This window comes from Variovorax sp. GW821-FHT09B05 (assembly GCF_059418265.1).
Genome location: NZ_JBWKPN010000006.1, coordinates 1 through 17,534, shown reverse-complemented (window position 1 = coordinate 17,534; position 17,534 = coordinate 1). Strand labels below are relative to the sequence as shown.

General features: G+C 68.3%; 16 protein-coding genes and 3 tRNA genes. 7 read left to right on the top strand and 12 right to left on the bottom strand.

All coding sequences use genetic code 11. The features are described from left to right. From AC07RM_RS16825 to polA, 4 genes are all read right to left on the bottom strand, one after another. Nucleotides 1-906, bottom strand: coding sequence for a LysR family transcriptional regulator (locus tag AC07RM_RS16825; RefSeq protein WP_208508831.1), 906 nt, complete (start codon nucleotides 904-906; stop codon nucleotides 1-3). A 7-nt stretch (nucleotides 907-913) separates the two neighbouring features. Next, complete coding sequence (locus AC07RM_RS16820; protein ID WP_495335256.1) at nucleotides 914-2,212, bottom strand: M20/M25/M40 family metallo-hydrolase; 1,299 nt, start codon at nucleotides 2,210-2,212, stop codon at nucleotides 914-916. Between the two features lie 72 nt (nucleotides 2,213-2,284). After that, on the bottom strand, nucleotides 2,285-3,385 hold the full coding sequence (locus tag AC07RM_RS16815; RefSeq protein WP_495335255.1) for an Lcl C-terminal domain-containing protein: 1,101 nt from the start codon (nucleotides 3,383-3,385) through the stop codon (nucleotides 2,285-2,287). Next, a complete protein-coding gene (gene polA, locus AC07RM_RS16810; protein WP_495335254.1) occupies nucleotides 3,382-6,207 on the bottom strand; it encodes a DNA polymerase I in 2,826 nt (941 codons plus the stop codon). Before polA ends, AC07RM_RS16815 begins: the two co-directional genes overlap by 4 nt. Nucleotides 6,208-6,314: 107 nt before the next feature. Between polA and AC07RM_RS16805 the strand changes: the two genes are divergently transcribed. The 3 genes from AC07RM_RS16805 to AC07RM_RS16795 are packed head-to-tail and all read left to right on the top strand — an operon-like array spanning nucleotide 6,315 to nucleotide 8,638. Then, nucleotides 6,315-6,686 carry a hypothetical protein gene (locus AC07RM_RS16805; protein WP_093349026.1) on the top strand — a complete coding sequence of 124 codons (372 nt, stop codon included), beginning with the start codon at nucleotides 6,315-6,317 and terminating at the stop codon, nucleotides 6,684-6,686. Between the two features lie 55 nt (nucleotides 6,687-6,741). Then, on the top strand, nucleotides 6,742-7,797 hold the full coding sequence (locus tag AC07RM_RS16800; protein ID WP_495335253.1) for a homoserine kinase: 1,056 nt from the start codon (nucleotides 6,742-6,744) through the stop codon (nucleotides 7,795-7,797). Between the two features lie 10 nt (nucleotides 7,798-7,807). After that, nucleotides 7,808-8,638, top strand: a complete 831-nt coding sequence (locus AC07RM_RS16795) for a BPSS1780 family membrane protein (protein ID WP_495335252.1) — start codon at nucleotides 7,808-7,810, stop codon at nucleotides 8,636-8,638. Nucleotides 8,639-8,656: 18 nt separating this feature from the next. Here the strand turns inward: AC07RM_RS16795 and AC07RM_RS16790 are convergent, their stop codons facing one another. After that, nucleotides 8,657-11,077, bottom strand: a complete 2,421-nt coding sequence (locus tag AC07RM_RS16790) for a UvrD-helicase domain-containing protein (RefSeq protein WP_495335251.1) — start codon at nucleotides 11,075-11,077, stop codon at nucleotides 8,657-8,659. A gap of 219 nt (nucleotides 11,078-11,296) precedes the next feature. Between AC07RM_RS16790 and AC07RM_RS16785 the strand changes: the two genes are divergently transcribed. Next, nucleotides 11,297-12,274: a GMP reductase gene (locus tag AC07RM_RS16785; RefSeq protein WP_093349288.1), complete on the top strand. Its 978-nt coding sequence runs from the start codon at nucleotides 11,297-11,299 to the stop codon at nucleotides 12,272-12,274. 4 nt (nucleotides 12,275-12,278) lie between these two features. Here the strand turns inward: AC07RM_RS16785 and AC07RM_RS16780 are convergent, their stop codons facing one another. Continuing rightward, a complete protein-coding gene (locus AC07RM_RS16780; RefSeq protein WP_495335250.1) occupies nucleotides 12,279-13,148 on the bottom strand; it encodes an alpha/beta hydrolase in 870 nt (289 codons plus the stop codon). Nucleotides 13,149-13,244: 96 nt separating this feature from the next. Here AC07RM_RS16780 and AC07RM_RS16775 point away from each other — a divergent pair. Then, nucleotides 13,245-13,320, top strand: a tRNA-Ala gene (locus tag AC07RM_RS16775). Nucleotides 13,321-13,387: 67 nt separating this feature from the next. Here AC07RM_RS16775 and AC07RM_RS16770 read toward each other — a convergent pair. After that, complete coding sequence (locus AC07RM_RS16770) at nucleotides 13,388-14,092, bottom strand: SDR family NAD(P)-dependent oxidoreductase (RefSeq protein WP_495335249.1); 705 nt, start codon at nucleotides 14,090-14,092, stop codon at nucleotides 13,388-13,390. A 155-nt stretch (nucleotides 14,093-14,247) separates the two neighbouring features. On the opposite strand from AC07RM_RS16770, the gene AC07RM_RS16765 reads away from it, so the two are divergent. Then, nucleotides 14,248-14,323 (top strand) — tRNA-Lys (locus tag AC07RM_RS16765). A 127-nt stretch (nucleotides 14,324-14,450) separates the two neighbouring features. Here the strand turns inward: AC07RM_RS16765 and AC07RM_RS16760 are convergent. Both AC07RM_RS16760 and AC07RM_RS16755 read right to left on the bottom strand, forming a co-directional pair. Then, nucleotides 14,451-15,221: a hypothetical protein gene (locus AC07RM_RS16760; RefSeq protein WP_495335248.1), complete on the bottom strand. Its 771-nt coding sequence runs from the start codon at nucleotides 15,219-15,221 to the stop codon at nucleotides 14,451-14,453. A 307-nt stretch (nucleotides 15,222-15,528) separates the two neighbouring features. After that, complete coding sequence (locus AC07RM_RS16755; protein WP_495335247.1) at nucleotides 15,529-15,942, bottom strand: hypothetical protein; 414 nt, start codon at nucleotides 15,940-15,942, stop codon at nucleotides 15,529-15,531. A gap of 265 nt (nucleotides 15,943-16,207) precedes the next feature. Between AC07RM_RS16755 and AC07RM_RS16750 the strand changes: the two genes are divergently transcribed. Then, a complete protein-coding gene (locus AC07RM_RS16750) occupies nucleotides 16,208-16,384 on the top strand; it encodes a hypothetical protein (protein ID WP_495335246.1) in 177 nt (58 codons plus the stop codon). Nucleotides 16,385-16,449: 65 nt separating this feature from the next. Here the strand turns inward: AC07RM_RS16750 and AC07RM_RS16745 are convergent, their stop codons facing one another. The 3 genes from AC07RM_RS16745 to AC07RM_RS16735 form a co-directional block, all read right to left on the bottom strand. After that, nucleotides 16,450-17,013: an HNH endonuclease gene (locus AC07RM_RS16745; RefSeq protein ID WP_093349005.1), complete on the bottom strand. Its 564-nt coding sequence runs from the start codon at nucleotides 17,011-17,013 to the stop codon at nucleotides 16,450-16,452. 45 nt (nucleotides 17,014-17,058) lie between these two features. Then, nucleotides 17,059-17,132, bottom strand: a tRNA-His gene (locus AC07RM_RS16740). 25 nt (nucleotides 17,133-17,157) lie between these two features. Continuing rightward, on the bottom strand, nucleotides 17,158-17,355 hold the full coding sequence (locus tag AC07RM_RS16735) for a hypothetical protein (protein ID WP_057590604.1): 198 nt from the start codon (nucleotides 17,353-17,355) through the stop codon (nucleotides 17,158-17,160). Nucleotides 17,356-17,534 lie beyond the last annotated feature (179 nt).

Below are 17,534 nucleotides of genomic sequence, written 5' to 3'. Positions count from 1 at the left end.
CTAGACCCCCGCCTCCACGATCGCCTGCTGCATGCAGCGCGTGATGCCGCGCACCGCGACCGAATCGGGCCGGCCCGTGAAGCGCAGCGCGCGGATCGGCACCGGGATGTGCGGTTCGAGCGTGAGCACGTCGACCTTGGAGGTATCGGCCGAGCGCGCGGTGCAGCCGTCGACCAGCGCCACGCCCAGGCCGTGGTGCGCCATCGCCAGCGCCGCGTGGTAGGTCTGCACCGTGACCACCGCCTGGTGGAAGCCCACGCCGGCCTGGCGGCAGGCCTGGCTCAGGCTGGTGCCCACCGGGTCGCGGCTGTCGAGGCCGATCACCGGCCGCTCGGCCAGGTCGTGCAGCGCCACCGAGCCGTTGCGCACCAGCAGGCGCGGGAGCATGCCCTTGGGCGCGATGCAGACCATGCGGCTGTCGGCCAGCGTCTCCTGCGTGAGCGAGGGATGCACGGCCGGGCTGAACACGAAGCCGACGTCGGCCTCCTGCAGCAGCAGCGCCGACATGATCTGCGGCGAATGCAGCGACTCGACGCTGATCGCGTAGCCCGGATGCTTCTCTCGGAAGGCCTTGAGGGCGCGCGGCAGGATCTCGTAGCTCAGCGCCAGCACGCTGAGGATGCGCAGCTCGCCGGTGTCGGCGCCCGCGCGCAGGTTGGCCGCGAGCCGCTGCACCTCGTCGAGCTGCGCGAACAGCCGCTCGATGTGCGGGTACAGCGTGAGCGCCTCGGTGGTCGGCGTGAGCCGCCCCTTGGCGCGCTGGAACAGCGGGAAGCCCAGCTGCAGCTCGGCATGCTGCAGCGTGCGGCTGACGGCCGGCTGCGTGATGTTGATGAGCCGCGCCGCCGCGCTCACGCTGCCCGTGAGCATGATGGCGTTGAAGACCTCGATGTGGCGCAGCCGCATGGCGGGGTCAGCGCACGCCGGTCTTGCCGCGCGCGATGTCCATCACCATGCGCGTGGCAAGGTACAGCCGCGGCTCGATGGAATCGATCAGCACGTACTCGGCATCGGCCGAGTGCGCACCGAAGCCCTGCAGGCCGAAGCGCTCGATCACCGGCGCCTTGGTCTTGAGCGAGGCGAAGGCCGCGTCGGTACCGCCGCCGGCGGCCTTGTCGTCGGCGCCCAGCGGGCGGCCCAGTTCGTCCTTGTAGATCGCCTGCGCATGCTGGGCGAGCGCGCGCGAGGCATCGGTGGCCTCGAGCGGCGGACGGCGGCGCTCGAACTTCAGTTCGACCTTGGCCTCGGGGATCAGCTGCTTCTTCACGCGCTCGTTGACCTGCTGCTCGATGCGGTCGTAGTCGGCGACCTTGAGCACGCGCACGTCGGCGCCCGCGGTGGCCGAGGCCGGGATCACGTTGCGGTTGCTGCCCGACTTCGAGATGGTCCAGTTCATCTTGAGGCCGGTGGCCGGGTCGGACAGGTCGCGCATCTGCAGGATCTGGTGCGACAGCTCGTAGAGCGCGTTCACGCCGAGCTCGGGCGCCGAGCCCGCGTGCGATGCCTTGCCGCTCACGTTGAGCGTGACCGAGGCGATGCCGGCGGTGGCCAGCGAGAGCTTGTCGTCCTTGACCGAGGCGCCCTCGAAGGAGAGCACCGCGTCGTGCTCGCCGCCCAGACGCGTGAGCAGCGCGCGCGAGCCGGGCGAGCTGATCTCCTCGTCGCCGTTGATCAGCACCGTGAGCGTGCCGTACTCCTTGAACTTGAGCGCCTGCAGCATCGCCACCGCGTGGAGGATGACGGCCACGCCCTGCTTGTCGTCGGCGATGCCCAGGCCGTAGGCCTTGTCGCCCTCGACGCGGAACGGCTGCCTGTTGAGCATGCCGATGGTGTAGACCGTGTCCATGTGGGCGATCAGCATGATCTTCTTCGTGCCCGTGCCCTTGAAGGTGGCGCGCACCACGCGGCCGATCTTCTCGGGCGTGTCCTCCATGCGGTAGGCCTCGGCGCTCGGATCGATCAGCTCGACCTCGCCGCCGAGCGCCTTGAGCTTCGACGCGATCAGGTCGGAGATCTTTTCCAGGCCCTCGAGGTCGCGGCTGCCGGACTCGATGGCCACCAGTTGCGAGAGCGAATCGAGCAGCGGCTGCTTCTGCGCGGCGGCGAGTTCGGCGATGCGCGCGTCGGGCGCGGCGGCTGCCGTGGCGGCCGCACCGGCCAGCAGCATCGGCAGCAGTGCGCGCGCGAAGAAGCGGGAGGGGTGGAAATGCATGTTCTGGTCTCCTGACGATGATGACGGTCGAATGGCGGATTCAAGCACGGGCGCGGTCGCGATGCGACCCTCTCATTCGCGCACGAGCCGGACGCCGAGATGCATGATGCGTGCCTCGCAATAGATGGCGCCCTCGCGGCTCAGCACCCAGGCGCTGATCGATGCGCGGGCCGTCGATGTCTCCGGGCTCCCATTGCAGACGGTGGAAGACCACTGGCCCGCGCGCGACGCCTCCTTGCCATGCGCCGGAAAGTCCGAGGGCGGCATCTCGAAGCGATCGGCCTCTCGCCGCGCGAGGCTGTTGACTTCCTTGATGGTGGGCAGGCGCCAGCCGGCCTGCTCGCCGGCGCGCTGCAGCGCCTGCACGTAGTCGTAGCGCTTCGCGCTCCACGTGCAGCGCTTGCCGTTCCAGGTCTGCGGCTCCTCGCAGCGGCGCCACACCAGGCCGGTGTGGCGGTCCTCGACCGCGCCGCCGGCCACGCCGCGCTCGTCGGGCAGTTCACGCCAACGCCCGGCCTTCGGCGCCTCGGGGCCGCGCACCAGGCGCACGAAGAGCGGCGGCTCGCGCGACATGTCGGGGTCGCAGTCGTAGACGAAGCCGTTCGCGAAGTTCACGCACCACGGGCTCGTGGGATCGCGCATGTCGGAAGTCAGGTAGATGGCTGGCACGGTGTTCGGAAACCAGCGCGCGTCGATGACCGACTGCTCGGCCAGCGGCCGGTCGGGGCGCACCTCGGGCACGCGTTCCTTGCCCAGGTCGACCAGGCCGTGCAGCTCGGCCACGGTGGGCAGGCGCCAGTCGGCGTAACCGCACAGCCGGCTCGCGTTGACCTGCGCCACGTAGGCCATGGCGTCGGCGGGCCGGCCGTTGTCGCGCTTGCCCTCCCAGACCAGGCCCGACACGCGGTCGCGCACGCAGGCGCCGCGTGGCTGGCCCGGCACGGGCTCGTAGGCCAGCGGGCCCGCGCCCTGCCGGCCGTCCTGCTTCGGAACCAGGGCCAGCGGCCCGGCGTCGGCGCAGGCCTGGGGCGTGGGCCAGGCTTCCTTCGTCAAGCCCAGGCAGATGCGCACACCGGTGGGCGGCACCTTGGTCGGCACGGGCTGCGCGGCCGCGGGCGACGCGGTGCACCCGATGAGAACGGCCGCCGCGACGAGGGCGCGCGCCAGGCTCAATGCGCCTTGTCCCAGTTCGGTCCCACGCCGATCTCAGCGAGCAGCGGCACCTTGAGGTCGGCCACGCTGGCCATGATGCGCGGGATCTCGGTGCGCACCCATTCGATCTCGGCCTCGGGCACCTCGAACACCAGTTCGTCGTGCACCTGCATGATCATCTTCGTGCCGCGCTTCTCGGCATCGAGCACGTCCTGCACCTTGACCATGCTGAGCTTGATCAGGTCGGCCGCCGTGCCCTGCATCGGCGCGTTGATGGCCGCGCGCTCGGCGCCGCCGCGGCGTGGGCCGTTGGGCGAGTTGATCTCGGGCAGGTACAGGCGCCGGCCGAACACGGTCTCGACATAGCCCTGCTCCTTGGCCGAGGCCTTGGTCTCGTCCATGTAGGCCTTCACGCCCGGATAGCGCGCGAAGTAGCGTTCGATGTAGGAGGCCGCGGCCTTGGTCTCGATGCCGAGGTTCTTCGCCAGGCCGAAGCTGCTCATGCCGTAGATCAGGCCGAAGTTGATGACCTTGGCATAGCGGCGCTGCTCGCTCGACACCTGGTCGGGCGTGGAGCCGAACACCTCGGCCGCGGTGGCGCGGTGCACGTCGATGCCCTCGGTGAAGGCGCGCAAGAGCGATGCGTCGCCGCTGATGTGAGCCATGATGCGCAGCTCGATCTGCGAGTAGTCGGCGCTCGCGATCACGCTGCCCGCGGGCGCCACGAAGGCCTCGCGCACGCGCCGGCCTTCGGGCGTGCGGATCGGGATGTTCTGCAGGTTGGGGTCGTTGCTCGACAGGCGCCCGGTGACGGCCACGGCCTGCGCATAGTGGGTATGCACGCGGCCGGTGCGCGGATTGGCGAGCTGGCCGAGCTTGTCGGTGTAGGTGCCCTTGAGCTTCGACAGGCCGCGGTGCTCGAGGATCTTGGCGGGCAACGGGTAGTCCTCGGCCAGCTTCTCGAGCACTTCCTCGTCGGTGCTGGGCGCGCCGCTCGGCGTCTTCTTGACCACCGGCAGGCCGAGCTTGGTGAAGAAGATCTCGCCGATCTGCTTGGGCGAACCGAGGTTGAAGGGCTGGCCCGCGATGTCGTAGGCCTCCTGCTCGAGCGCCATGATGCGCGTGCCGAGTTCGTGGCTCTGCGCGGCCAGCGTGGCGCTGTCGATCAGCACGCCGTTGCGCTCGATGCGGTAGAGCGCCTCGCTCGAATCCATCTCGAGCTGGTAGATGAAGCGCAGCTTCTCGTTCGTTTCGAGCTGCGGCCACAACGTGGCGTGCACGTCGAGCGTCTGGTCGCTGTCCTCGCACGAATACTCTGCCGCCTTGGCGATGTCGACCTGGCTGAACGAAATCTGGTGCACGCCCTTGCCGCAGAGGTCCTCGTACGAAATGCCGCTGCGGCCCAGGTGGCGCTCGGCCAGGCTGGCCAGGCCGTGCGGCCGGTGCACCTCGAGCACGTAGCTCTGCAGCATGGTGTCGTGCGCGTAGCCCTGCACCTCGATGCCGTGGTTGGCGAACACGTGGCGGTCGTACTTGATGTGCTGGCCGAGCTTCTTCTTCGCGCCGTTCTCGAGCCAGGGCTTGAGTTTGGCGAGCACCTCGTCGATCGGCAGCTGCGTGGGCGCGTCGGGGTAGTTGTGCGTGAGCGGGATGTAGGCCGCCTCGCCGGGCTTCACGCTGAAGCTGATGCCGACGATCTGCGCCACCATCTCGTCGAGCGAGGTGGTCTCGGTGTCGATGGCCGCGAGCTCGGCGGCCTCGAGGCGCGCGAGCCAGCCGTCGAACTGCTCCCAGGTGAAGATGGTGTCGTATTGCAGGTTGCTCGCGGGCGCGGCGGCCTCCATCGCGGCGCCCTCCTCGGACGGCTCGTCGAACAGGCCGCTCTGGTCGTCGTTGGCCTTGGCCGCCTTCGAGGCCTTCTTCTTGATGTTCTCCTCGATCAGCTCGGGCGGCACTTCCTGCGCCTCGAGCGACTTCACCAGGCTCTTGAAGCCGAACTTCTCGTAGAAGGGCTTGAGCTCGCCGGTCTGCGGCGCGCCCACGGGCAGGCCTTCGAGCGAGGGCAGGCCATCGACGTGGCCGGCCAGGTCGCAGTCGGTGCGGATCGTCACGAGCCTGCGGCTCAGCGGCAGCTTGTCGAGCGCCTTGCGCAGGTTCTCGCCGGCCGCGCCCTTGACCTCGGCGGCGCGTTCGACCAGCGCGTCGAGCGAGCCGTATTCGAGCAGCCACTTGGCAGCCGTCTTGGGGCCGACCTTCTCGACACCGGGCACGTTGTCGACCGAGTCGCCCACCAGCGTCTGGTAGTCGACCATGAGGTTCGGCGGCACGCCGAACTCGGCCGTGACGCCGGCCACGTCGCGCTTCTTGCCGTTCATCGTGTCGATGATGGTGATGTGCTCGTCGACCAGCTGGCTCAGGTCCTTGTCGCCGCTGGAGACGATCACCTCGATGCCCTGCGCGGCCGCCACCTTGGCGAGCGTGCCGATCACGTCGTCGGCCTCCACGTCGGGCACGCTGAGCACCGGCCAGCCCAGCAGCTTGACCACCTCGTGGATGGGGTCGATCTGGCTGCGCAGGTCGTCGGGCATCGGCGAGCGGTTGGCCTTGTACTCGGGATACCAGTCGTCGCGGAAGGTCTTGCCGGGGGCGTCGAAGATGCAGGCCGCGTAGTCGGCGCGCACCTCGCGCCGCAGCGCCGTCATCATGTTGATCATTCCCCGGATCGCGCCCGTGGCCGGGCTCTTCGGATCGCCGGGCACGGCCCGCAGGTCGGGCATGGCGTGGAAGGCGCGATAGAGGTAGCTCGATCCATCGACGAGCAGCAGCGTTTTCTTGTCGGTCATCGGGGCATTTTGCCTGCCTCCAGGAGCCCCTGAATGTCCTTGCGGACCACGCCGCCACGGGCCCTGCGACGACAACCCCGATACGGCGCGCCGCCTACAATCCGTGCATGCCCGACTCCACACTCCTGGTTGCCCGCCGCCTCCTGCTGGCGCTGGCCCTCGCCACCCCCTTCGCCGCCGTGCAAGCGCAGAACGCGCCCGCGGCAGCACCGGCTGCAGCGGATCCCTCGCTACAGAATCAGGAGCAGCAGGCCGACGGTCGGCGCAACCAGAAGATCGAGCACCTGCACACCGAGGACAGCGGCGCCTCGGTCGACGAGGTCCGCTACGGCGGCCGCACGCAGAGCATCAACGTGACGCCCAAGGCCAACATGCCCGGCTACCAGGTGCTGCCGAACGATCCGTCCGGCGCGCGTCCCAACGCGGCCGACGGCCCCGCGGGCACCTCGCCCCGGGTCTGGAACGTCATGAAGTTCTGACCGTGCGACGCATCGCAGCGGCAGCCGCATCCCAACCGCGCTGAGGGCGCTTTCCATGGCAGTCTTTACCGAAGTCGAATTCGGCGAGGCCGACGCGCTCGTGCAGCGCCTCGGCCTGGGCCCCCTGCGCGAACTGCGCGGCATCGAGGGCGGCATCGAGAACACCAACTACTTCGCCACCACCGAGTCGGGCGAGTACGTTCTCACGCTGTTCGAGCGCCTGAGCGCCGAGCAGCTCCCCTACTACCTGTGCCTGATGAAGCACCTGGCCGCGCGCGGCCTGCCGGTGCCCGAGCCGGTGGCCGACCCGGCCGTGCAGGCGATCGACGCCCATGGCGCGCATCCGCTGTCGGTGCCGGCCAACGCGCCCTGCGAGCTGCTGCTCAAGGTGGCGGGCAAGCCGGCCGCGGTGGTGCGCAAGCTCGCGGGCCGCAGCGAGCTCGCACCGGGCGCCGCGCACTGCGCCGAGCTCGGTTCGCTGCTGGCGCGCATGCACCTGGCGGGTCGCGACTTCCCGCGCATCCAGCCCAACCTGCGCGGCCTGCCCTGGTGGAACGACACGGTGCCGGTGGTGCTGCCCCACATCGACGAGGCCCAGTCGGCGCTGCTGCGCGGCGAGCTCGCCTACCAGAACCACGTGGCCGAATCCTCGGCCTATGCCGCCCTGCCGCGCGGGCCGGTGCATGCCGACCTGTTCCGCGACAACGCGATGTTCGAGACCGGCCACGAAGAAGGCGCCGCTCCGCGCCTGACCGGCGTGTTCGACTTCTACTTCGCCGGCACCGACACCTGGCTGTTCGACCTCGCCGTGTGTCTCAACGACTGGGCGATCGACCTGCCGACCGGCCGCCACGACGAGGAACGCGCCGAGGCGCTGCTCGCCGCCTACGAGGGCGTGCGCGCGCTCAACGCCTCGGAACGCGCCCTGCTGCCCGCGATGCTGCGCGCCGCGGCGCTGCGCTTCTGGATCTCCCGCCTCTGGGACTTCCACCTGCCGCGCGAGGCCAGCATGCTCAAGCCCCACGATCCGACGCACTTCGAGCGCGTGCTGCGCGAGCGCGTGCGGCACCCGCATGTCATGGCCCGCGCCCTCGAGCCCGTGGCCGCCTGACCCGTACCCCATGAAACTCCACCTCGTGCCGGCCAAGACCGGCGCCCAATGGGTCCGCCTCGGACTCAAGACCTTCTGGCGGCAGCCGCTGGCCTTCGTGTCGCTGTTCTTCCTGCTGATGGCGCTGATCTCGACGCTGTCGGTGGTGCCGCTGCTGGGCAGCGTGCTGGCGCCGGTGCTGCTGCCCTTCATGACGCTGGGGCTGATGGTCGCCACCTCGGTGGCCTACGCCGACGAGCAGGCCGGCGGCAACGGGCAGGCCGGCGCGCGCCGGCCCACCGGTTCGGCGATGTTCATGGAGGTCTTCGCGGCGCTGCGCGCCGAATGGCGTCCGCTGGTGGTGCTGGGCCTGATCTCGGCCGTGTACTTCGTGCTCGCGGTGCTGGCCACCGCGCTGGTCGACGGCGGCCAGCTCGCGCGCGCCTACCTGCTCGACGAGGCGCTGTCGCCCGAGGTGCTGGCCAGCAGCGAGTTCCAGGTCGCGCGCATGGTCCACCTGTGCCTGAACCTGCCGCTGTCGCTCGCGATGTGGCATGCGCCCGCGCTGGTGCACTGGCACCGCGTGGAGCCCGTGAAGAGCATCTTCTTCAGCATCGTGGCGCTGTTCCGCAACTTCGGCGCCTATGCGCTGTTCGGCATCGCCTGGTTCGGCGTGTTCCTGCTGGCCGGCATCGCGGTCGGCCTGATCGCCACCGTGCTGGTGGGCGTCGGCGCCGTGGGCGCGGGCTCGGGCGCCACCGCGATCGGCACCGTGCTGATCGTGGGCACGGCGCTGGTGCTGGCGGCGATGTCGCTGGCCTCGACCTGGTTCACCTTCCGCGACAGCTTCGACCCGAACTGAGCCGGGCCGCGCCGCGGCTCAGACCGGCGTGAGCTTGGCCACCGACAGCGCCAGCCACTTCACGCCGTGGCGCGTGAACTTGACCTGCGCGCGCGCATCGTCGCCGGTGCCCTCGAGCGCGGTCACCGTGCCTTCGCCGAACTTGTTGTGGAACACCTGCATGCCCGAGCGCAGGCCATGCGAGGGCGCGCTCTTCTGCGGTGGCACCGGCGGGCTCGCGAAAGTCTCCTTGCTGGCGCCACCACCATAGGCCTTGCCGCCGCCGTAGCCACCGCCACCCGCGCCGCGCGTGCTGCCGTAACCGTTGCCATAGCCGAAGGCCGAGTTGCCGAAGGCCTGGTTCTTGGGCGTGAGCCACTTGAGCGCGCCCTCGGGCAGCTCGTCGAAGAAGCGGCTCTTGACGTTGTAGCGGGTCTGGCCGTGCAGCATACGGGTCTGCGAGTGGCTCAGGTACAGCCGCTTGCGCGCGCGCGTGATCGCGACGTACATCAAGCGGCGCTCCTCCTCGAGGCTCTCGTAGTCGCTCATCGAGTTCTCGTGCGGGAACAGGCCCTCTTCCATGCCGGTGATGAACACGCAGTCGAACTCGAGGCCCTTGGCCGCGTGGACCGTCATCAGCTGCACCGCGTCCTGGCCGGCCTGGGCCTGGTTGTCGCCCGATTCGAGCGCCGCGTGCGTGAGGAAGGCCGCGAGCGGGCTCAGCGTTTCACCGGTCTCGGCGTCGGGCGCCAGCGGCTCGTCGAGCAGCGGGCGGCCCGGGTCGAGGCCCTGGCTCGCGGGCGACTGGCGCAATTCGTCGACCGGCAGCGCCACCGCGTCGCGGCCGAAGCCTTCCTGCGTGACGAAGCTTTCGGCCGCGTTCACCAGTTCTTCCAGATTCTCGATGCGGTCGGCGCCCTCGCGGTCGGCGCGGTAATGCTCGACCAGGCCGCTGTGATCGAGCACCAGCTCGATGATCTCGCGCAGGCTCACGCCCTGCGTCTGCTCGCGCAGCACGTCGATCTTGGCGACGAAGGCCGTGAGGTTGGAGCCGGCCTTGCCGCCGACCGCGTGCACCGCGTCGTGCAGCGAGCGGCCCGCGGCGCGCGCGGCGTCCTGCAACTGCTCGAGCGTGCGCGCGCCGATGCCGCGCGGCGGGAAGTTGACGACGCGCAGGAAGCTGGTGTCGTCGTCCTTGTTCTCGAGCAGGCGCAGGTAGGCCAGCGCATGCTTGATTTCGGCGCGCTCGAAGAAGCGCAGGCCGCCGTACACGCGGTACGGCACCGAGGCATTGAACAGCGCGGTTTCGATCACCCGGCTCTGCGCGTTGCTGCGGTAGAGCACGGCCATCTCCTTGCGGTCGATGCCGTCGCGCACTAGCTGGCGCATCTCCTCGACCATCCACTGCGCCTCGGCGAGGTCGCTCGAGGACTCGTAGACGCGCACCGGCTCGCCGGGGCCCTGATCGGTGCGCAGGTTCTTGCCCAGGCGCTTCTTGTTGTGGCTGATGAGCTCGTTGGCCGAGTCGAGGATGTTGCTGTAGCTGCGGTAGTTCTGCTCCAGCTTGATCTGGTGCGTGACGTCGAACTCGCGCACGAAGTCGGCCATGTTGCCCACGCGCGCGCCGCGGAAGGCATAGATGCTCTGGTCGTCGTCGCCCACGGCCACGACGCTGTTCTCGCCCGGCACGAACTGGCCCGCGACGGTGTTGCCCGAGAGCATCTTGATCCAGGCGTACTGCAGCCGGTTGGTGTCCTGGAACTCGTCGATCAGGATGTGGCGGAAGCGCCGCTGGTAGTGCTCGCGCACCGGTTCGTTGTCGCGCAGCAGCTCGTAGCTGCGCAGCATCAGCTCGCCGAAGTCGACCACGCCCTCGCGCTGGCACTGCTCCTCGTAGAGGCGGTAGAGCTCGACCTTCTTGCGGTCGTCCTCGCTGCGGATCTCGACCGCGTCGGGGCGCAGGCCGTCCTCCTTGGCGCCGGCGATGAACCACTGCGTCTGCTTGGCCGGAAAGCGCTCGTCGTCGACGTTGAACTGCTTCATCAGCCGCTTGATGGCCGAGAGCTGGTCCTGCGTGTCGAGGATCTGGAAGGTCGACGGCAGGTTGGCCAGCTTCCAGTGCGCGCGCAGGAAGCGGTTGCACAGGCCGTGGAAGGTGCCGATCCACATGCCGCGCACGTTGACCGGCAGCATCGCCGTGAGCCGCGTCATCATCTCCTTGGCGGCCTTGTTGGTGAAGGTCACGGCCAGGATGCCGCCGGCGGACACCTGGCGCGTCTGCAGCAGCCAGGCGATGCGGGTGGTGAGCACGCGGGTCTTGCCCGAGCCGGCGCCCGCGAGGATCAGCGCGTTGCCGGCCGGCAGCGTGACGGCTGCGAGCTGCTCGGCGTTGAGGTTGTGCAGCAGCGGCAGGTCGACCGGCGGCGGGGTGCGGTCATCGGCCGCGAATTCTTCAAACATCCGTCGATTGTAGAAACCACGGCGTATGCGGGTTATATGAAGTTCCGGAAGACCTCCCCACGGGAGGCTGCGTAGAATCAATCACCGGGCCCAAGTTTTTGTGCCCGGTTTTTTGTGCGCGTCGCCCGCCCCCGCAGGGGCTTTCGCAGCGACGCCGCCGAAGCCGGCCAGACCAAGCGCTCACTCGTTTTCAACGACTTCCTCCAGGAGCTTGGTTTCATGCAAATCTTCGATTACGACAACATCCTGCTGCTGCCGCGCAAGTGCCGCGTGGAGAGCCGCTCCGAGTGCGACACCAGCGTCACGCTCGGCGGCCGCAGCTTCCGCCTGCCGGTGGTACCCGCCAACATGAAGACGGTGGTGGACGAGTCCATCTGCCTGTGGCTGGCGCAGAACGGCTACTTCTACGTCATGCACCGCTTCGACCTCGACAACGTCGCGCTCGTCAAGCGCATGCAGGGCCATGGCGTGTTCGCCTCGATCTCGCTGGGCGTGAAGAAGGCCGACTACGACACGGTCGACCAGCTCGTCGCGCAGGGCCTGGTGCCCGAGTACGTGACGATCGATATCGCGCACGGCCATGCCGACAGCGTGAAGAACATGATCGGCTACCTCAAGCAGAAGCTGCCCGCGACCTTCGTGATCGCCGGCAACGTCGGCACGCCCGAGGCCGTGATCGATCTCGAGAACTGGGGCGCGGACGCGACCAAGGTCGGCATCGGCCCGGGCAAGGTCTGCATCACCAAGCTCAAGACCGGCTTCGGCACCGGCGGCTGGCAGCTCAGCGCGCTCAAGTGGTGCTCGCGCGTAGCGACCAAGCCGATCATTGCCGACGGCGGCATCCGCGACCACGGCGACATCGCCAAGAGCGTGCGCTTCGGCGCCTCGATGGTGATGATCGGTTCGCTGTTCGCGGGCCACGAGGAATCGCCGGGCCAGACGGTCGAGGTCGACGGCGCGCTGTTCAAGGAGTACTACGGCTCGGCCAGCGACTTCAACAAGGGCGAATACAAGCACGTCGAGGGCAAGCGCATCCTCGAGCCCATCAAGGGCAAGCTGGCCGACACGCTGGTCGAGATGGAGCAGGACGTGCAGAGCTCGATCAGCTACGCGGGCGGCCGCACGCTGATGGACATCCGCAAGGTCAACTACGTCACGCTGGGCGGCGACAACGCAGGCGAACACCTGCTGATGTAAGGCTTCAGGCTTCCAGCAGTTGCACCGCGAGCCGGTGCAACCGGTGCGAGGAATCTGCCAGCGCGTCGACCACGCCGAAGTGGTCGAGGCCGGGCAGCACCTCGCACACCGGCACCGCCCGCGAGCCCCAGGCCTCGCGGATCATCGCGTTGTGGCGGATGAACTCCGCGCTCTCGTTGCCGCCCGTCACCGCGTAGAGCAGTCCGCGCTTCGGCGCGGGCCAGTGCGCGGGGCTCGCACGGCGCACGTCGTCGTCGCTGAGTCGCAGCACCTGCTCGAGGAAGGGCGTGCGCTGCAGCGGCGCGAGGTCGTAGAGGCCCGAGATCGACAGCGCATTGCGCACCAGGTGTTCGGGCAGGTCGGGCGCCACGGCCTTCCAGTCGCAGGTCAGCAGCGCCGCCGCCATGTGGCCGCCGGCCGAATGCCCCGCCACAGTGATCCGCGTGGGATCGCCGCCATGCGCCGCCACGTTGCGCCAGGTCCATGCGAGCGCGCGCACCATCTGCAGCACGATGCCCGGCACCGTCACGGGCTGCTCGGGCGTGCCCGGGCACAGCGCGTAGTTGGGCTGCACTACGCAGATGCCGCGGTCGTTGAACGCGGGCGCGATGAAGGAATGGTCCTTCTTGTCCATCGCGCGCCAGTAGCCGCCGTGGATGAAGACCAGCACGGGCGCGTCGGGCACGGGCGCCGGGAACACGTCGAGCGTCTCGTTGACGCCCTCGCCGTAGCGCAGGTCGATCCGGCTCGGCAGCGTGTCGCGCGCGGCGGCGGATTCGCGCGCCCAGCGCGCGAAGTACGCCGGGTGGTCCTTCACCCGCGCGAGGTTGTTGTACATGCCTTCGAGCCAGGCGGGATCGCGTGTGGGGGCCATGGTGGTGCCGGGAGCCGGTGCTGTTCCTGAAAGGCGCGCATCTTGGCATGCGGCGAGCACGCCATCGCGGGTTCCGGCTAAAATTCGCGTCGCGTTGGGGGGGTAGCTCAGCTGGGAGAGCGCCGCGTTCGCAATGCGGAGGTCGTGAGTTCGATCCTCATCCTCTCCACCAACCGACAAAAAAGGGCCTTGGCATCCGCCAAGGCCCTTTTGCTTGGGGCGCTCTGCCTCGCTGCGCCTCAGTCGAGCGCCAGGTGCTGGCCGTGCAGCGCCGCCGCGCCGGGCGACGCGAGAAAGCCGATGGTCTGCGCGGCGACCGCGGTCGACACCCATTCGGCCGGGTTCGCATCGGGCATCGCCTGTCGGTTGGCCGGCGTGTCGAGCACGCTGGGCGCCACGCTGTTGATATTGACGCCATGCGGCGCCGCCTCGGCCGCCATCGCCTCCACCAGCCGCTGCAGCGCGCTCTTCGACGCGATGTACGACGCCATGGCGGGCAGGCCGCGCGCCGCGACCTTCGCCGTCACCGCGACGATGCGGCCGGCACGGCGCTCGATCATCGAGGGCAGCAATGCCTGCGTCACGGCCACGAAGGACCATGCGTTGAGGTTCATCATCCGGTCCCAGCTCTCGCGCGTGAGCGCGTGCGTCGCCTCGCCCATCTCGAAGCCGCCGGCAATGTGCACCAGCGCGTCGACGCGGCCGAAGGCCTTGAGGATCTGTTCGGACAGGCCGGCCATGGACGAGGCCGAGGTCACGTCGCCGGCCAGCAGCAGGTGCTGCGAGTTGTCGAGGCCCGGGAACACTTCGGACAGGCGCCCGGCGTGGTGGTCGATCAGCGCGGCGCGCGCGCCCTGCGCGAGGAAGTGTTGTGCAACGGCGCGTCCGAGTGCGCCCGCGGCGCCCGTGATCACGACATGCGGCGCGGTGTTTGCATCGCTCATGGAAGTTCTCCTGAATGGGAAAGAGAGGGGGCGAACCCCTTCGTCGGTGCCGAATGCTAATCCGCCACACACGTCCCACTCAAAAATTTTGAGAAACCTGAATTTCTACGCTATACTCGCAGACTTGCCTGAAAACGAATATGTTTTCAACGCAAGGGCTCTTAGCTCAGTTGGTAGAGCAGCGGACTCTTAATCCGTAGGTCGAGTGTTCGAGTCACTCAGGGCCCACCACCAACACTGAAAACGGTCGAAATCCTTCTGGGTTTCGGCCGTTTTTCTTTGTGCGTCCGTACTGCTTGCCTTGGCGCGGGTGGCAGGCCCGACGGACCTGCCACGATCGATGCTCAATCCACCGGCGTTACTTGGGCGAGTACGTCATCTTCGTCGCGACCATCGGCGACTTCGGATCGACACCCTTGAGCAACTGGCCGCGATAAGGTCCTTCGGCGGCCAGCCAGAACTCCTTGGTGGCCGACGGGCCGACCAGGGAACCCAGCGTCAGCTTCAGCGTGAACTTGCAGGTGCTGAACGTGCCCAGCGGCGTCTCCAGCTTTTCGCGACCGCTGTAGCTGAGCTCGCCCTTCGCGGGCAGCGTGCGCGTCGAGACGACGCTGCCATTGGAGGTCTCGGTCTTGGTCACGGAAGACTCCTTGCTCACGACCTGCCCGGGCTTCATGTCGATCGGGAACGAGAACGGGGGCTCGAACACCTGCGACGCGTAGCCTGTGTACTCCCGGGGCACGATGGCGGGAAGCTTCATGTCGTCGGCGAACTTGCCATCGATCTTGCTGTGGTACGAGGTCGACTTTCCATAGAGGAAGAGATTGCCGCCGACCAGGTCCTTGTATTCCTTCTTGACGATGCGCTGCTCGAAGGCTGGAGAGGCACTGACCTCCGTGCCGACGTTGAAGGCCACCGGCGTGGCACCGGCGAAGGCCTCGCGCCCTTCGGTCACGCTCTTCCGGCGGAAGGAATCGGCCGCGGGGTCCTTGCCGGGCGCGACCGCCTCGAACTCGAGCAGCGTGCCTTCGCGGAAATCGGCTTCGTTGAAGCAAGGCGCGGAGCTCTCGGCCTGCGGGTCCGGTGCGGGCGCTGGTGCCGGCGCGGGCGCCGACGCCATGGGCAGCAACGGAAAGCCTCCGCCCCCTCCCCCGCCGCCCCCACAGGCCGACATTGCCGCAGCCGCGGCTGCGATGGAAAGCAGGCGCGCACCCGACATCCTGCTGAAATCTGCGCTTCTCATGACTTCTCCCTTGTGTGACAACAACCGACAAAGAAACTTGCAGTTGTCACGGAAGAATACGTTTGACCCTCGCGGGTGCACACCTCCTTACGGAGGAATAAGTCACGCGGCCCAAATCAAGGTGCTGAACGATCGTGAACCACGTCGCAGCGATTCGGCGTCGTCACACAGCACGCGCATTCGAGCGAAGGCCTCAACCCGCAGACCGCCGTTCCAGCCAGTCGGAGGCATAGGCCGCCAGCAACGCCTGCCTGTCGACCACCTCCGCCTCCAGGTACTGCCGCGCATGCGCCTGCGCGACCTCGCTTGCGAGGAACCAGCGCTCGCGCTCGCCGCTGCCCAGCGGCGGCGGCGTGCCCCACGTGGCGCCGTCCTCGCCGCGGAAGGCTTCGGTGATGGGCAGCCGGCCGCCCGTCATGCCGATCTCCGACAACATGCTGCGCGGGCCATCGAGCTCGATGCGCACCCGCAGGTCGTCGCCGTCGACCTCGATGACCGCTCCGAGTCCACCCACCTGATGCACCCGCCACAGCTGCGCCGGCGAGGCACTGCGGATCCAGTTCTGCAGCGCGGCCTTCAGCGCCTTCAGGATGATTTCCTTGTTCATTTCCGCACTATTTCACATTTTTGGATGACAGCTGCATTGCCGATCCTGCCCCTGCAGTGGCGGCTCCCGTGCCGCATGGCATCTTGCTGTTGCTGTCACACAGCGCCCTACAACAATGACCACAGGGACCAGAAACCGAAGCCAGAAAGCTCGTTGCCACACCCGCCTCGGCGGGTATTTTTTTGTCCGCGCACGAGCCGGCGGAACCCCCTCCGATGAGCCGCCACCCGGGTGGCTTTTCGGGCCTACGCTATATTTCCGCCCCATGGAAAAGGCTCCCGACATCGGCAAACCCACCGTGCCCATCGACCTGATCGGGCCGGAGCACTGGCAGCGCTCCAGGCGCAGCAACGGGCGCACCGCCAGGGTCCTCTTCGCGATCGTCGGCGGCCTCGCGGCGGCCGGTGCGATCGCCTACCGCTACTTCGGACTCGGCCGCTGAACGGCGCGCATGAAAAAGGCCCGCTGTCCGCGAGGACAGCGGGCCTTTGCATTGGCGCCGACTCACTATTGCAGCCGCGACCCCTTCGGCAGCCGCCTGGCCAGCCATTCGTGCACGTCGGCGCGGATATGACGGCCCTCGAGCAGGAAGTTCTCGAAGCGGCTCGGCACGTATGGCAGGTACACGAGCGGCATGCCGGCCTCCTCGGGCGTGCGCGCGGCCTTGCGGCCGTTGCACGCGGCACAGGCTGTCACGAGATTGGTCCAGCTCCAGGCACCGCCGCGCGATGCCGGCAGCACGTGCTCGCACTGCAGCACCTGTTCCGGGAACACGCCCGCGCAGTAGGCGCAGGTATGGCGGTCGCGGCGCAGCAGCTTGCGCTTGGTGAGGCCGGGCACGACATCGAAGAGGTTGATCTTCGAGGCACCGCGCAGCGCGATGATCGGCGCCACCTCGATGCGCGACTGCACGCCGCGCGCCACGTTGAAGCCGCCGCGCATGGTGGCCAGCGGCGCGTCGCCGTCTTCCCAGGCCACGTCGTCGCAGGCGTAGTGCAGCACCGCCTGCTCCAGCGAGACCCAGGCTTGCGGCGTGCCCTGGATGTCGAGTTGCAGGACGTGTGAATGCATGGCTCGCCTCCTTTCGCGGCGATGTCGAACGATGGTCGAAAAGTCTGGGGTACACGAACGGAATCGAACCGTCGTCAGCGGGATCACAACCCGCGGCTCTGCCATTGAGCTACGCGCACCATGGAAAAACGAAAGAAAGATCCGCTACCACTCACCGACTTCGCGCACGCGCTGGTCGAGGTCGAGCTGATCGAGCCGCAGCTCGCGCAGCGAGCCCGACTCGCGCAGGACATCGGTCTTGCGACCGAAGCCCAGGCGCCGCGCCAGCGCGGACACGAAGGGCTTGCGCGCCGGCGCGGGATGCACGGCGATCATGCGGATGGGACTGTTGCGCTTGCGCATGCGATGACTCCTTGTTGTATGGGTTGAGCGATGTGGTGACAGCATTGGCGTTCCGCAGGGGACTCGAACCCCTGGCTTCCTCTTGGGGCCTGTTGACACTACGCAAGGGGTCGCGAAGCTCGCCAGAGCCCGCCCATCAAGGCGCGCGACGACGCGTGTGCGTCCGCACACGCTAGGAG

What these genes read in the sequence shown, in the direction of transcription:
- AC07RM_RS16750 (WP_495335246.1), top strand. Translation starts at nt 16,208, where the DNA reads ATGGAAAAGGCTCCCGACATCGGCAAACCCACCGTGCCCATCGACCTG.
- AC07RM_RS16780 (WP_495335250.1), bottom strand. Translation starts at nt 13,148, where the DNA reads ATGGCCCCCACACGCGATCCCGCCTGGCTCGAAGGCATGTACAACAAC.
- AC07RM_RS16795 (WP_495335252.1), top strand. Translation starts at nt 7,808, where the DNA reads ATGAAACTCCACCTCGTGCCGGCCAAGACCGGCGCCCAATGGGTCCGC.
- AC07RM_RS16820 (WP_495335256.1), bottom strand. Translation starts at nt 2,212, where the DNA reads ATGCATTTCCACCCCTCCCGCTTCTTCGCGCGCGCACTGCTGCCGATG.
- AC07RM_RS16735 (WP_057590604.1), bottom strand. Translation starts at nt 17,355, where the DNA reads ATGCGCAAGCGCAACAGTCCCATCCGCATGATCGCCGTGCATCCCGCG.
- AC07RM_RS16805 (WP_093349026.1), top strand. Translation starts at nt 6,315, where the DNA reads ATGCCCGACTCCACACTCCTGGTTGCCCGCCGCCTCCTGCTGGCGCTG.
- AC07RM_RS16790 (WP_495335251.1), bottom strand. Translation starts at nt 11,077, where the DNA reads ATGTTTGAAGAATTCGCGGCCGATGACCGCACCCCGCCGCCGGTCGAC.
- AC07RM_RS16785 (WP_093349288.1), top strand. Translation starts at nt 11,297, where the DNA reads ATGCAAATCTTCGATTACGACAACATCCTGCTGCTGCCGCGCAAGTGC.
- AC07RM_RS16825 (WP_208508831.1), bottom strand. Translation starts at nt 906, where the DNA reads ATGCGGCTGCGCCACATCGAGGTCTTCAACGCCATCATGCTCACGGGC.
- AC07RM_RS16745 (WP_093349005.1), bottom strand. Translation starts at nt 17,013, where the DNA reads ATGCATTCACACGTCCTGCAACTCGACATCCAGGGCACGCCGCAAGCC.
- AC07RM_RS16755 (WP_495335247.1), bottom strand. Translation starts at nt 15,942, where the DNA reads ATGAACAAGGAAATCATCCTGAAGGCGCTGAAGGCCGCGCTGCAGAAC.
- AC07RM_RS16800 (WP_495335253.1), top strand. Translation starts at nt 6,742, where the DNA reads ATGGCAGTCTTTACCGAAGTCGAATTCGGCGAGGCCGACGCGCTCGTG.
- polA (WP_495335254.1), bottom strand. Translation starts at nt 6,207, where the DNA reads ATGACCGACAAGAAAACGCTGCTGCTCGTCGATGGATCGAGCTACCTC.
- AC07RM_RS16770 (WP_495335249.1), bottom strand. Translation starts at nt 14,092, where the DNA reads ATGAGCGATGCAAACACCGCGCCGCATGTCGTGATCACGGGCGCCGCG.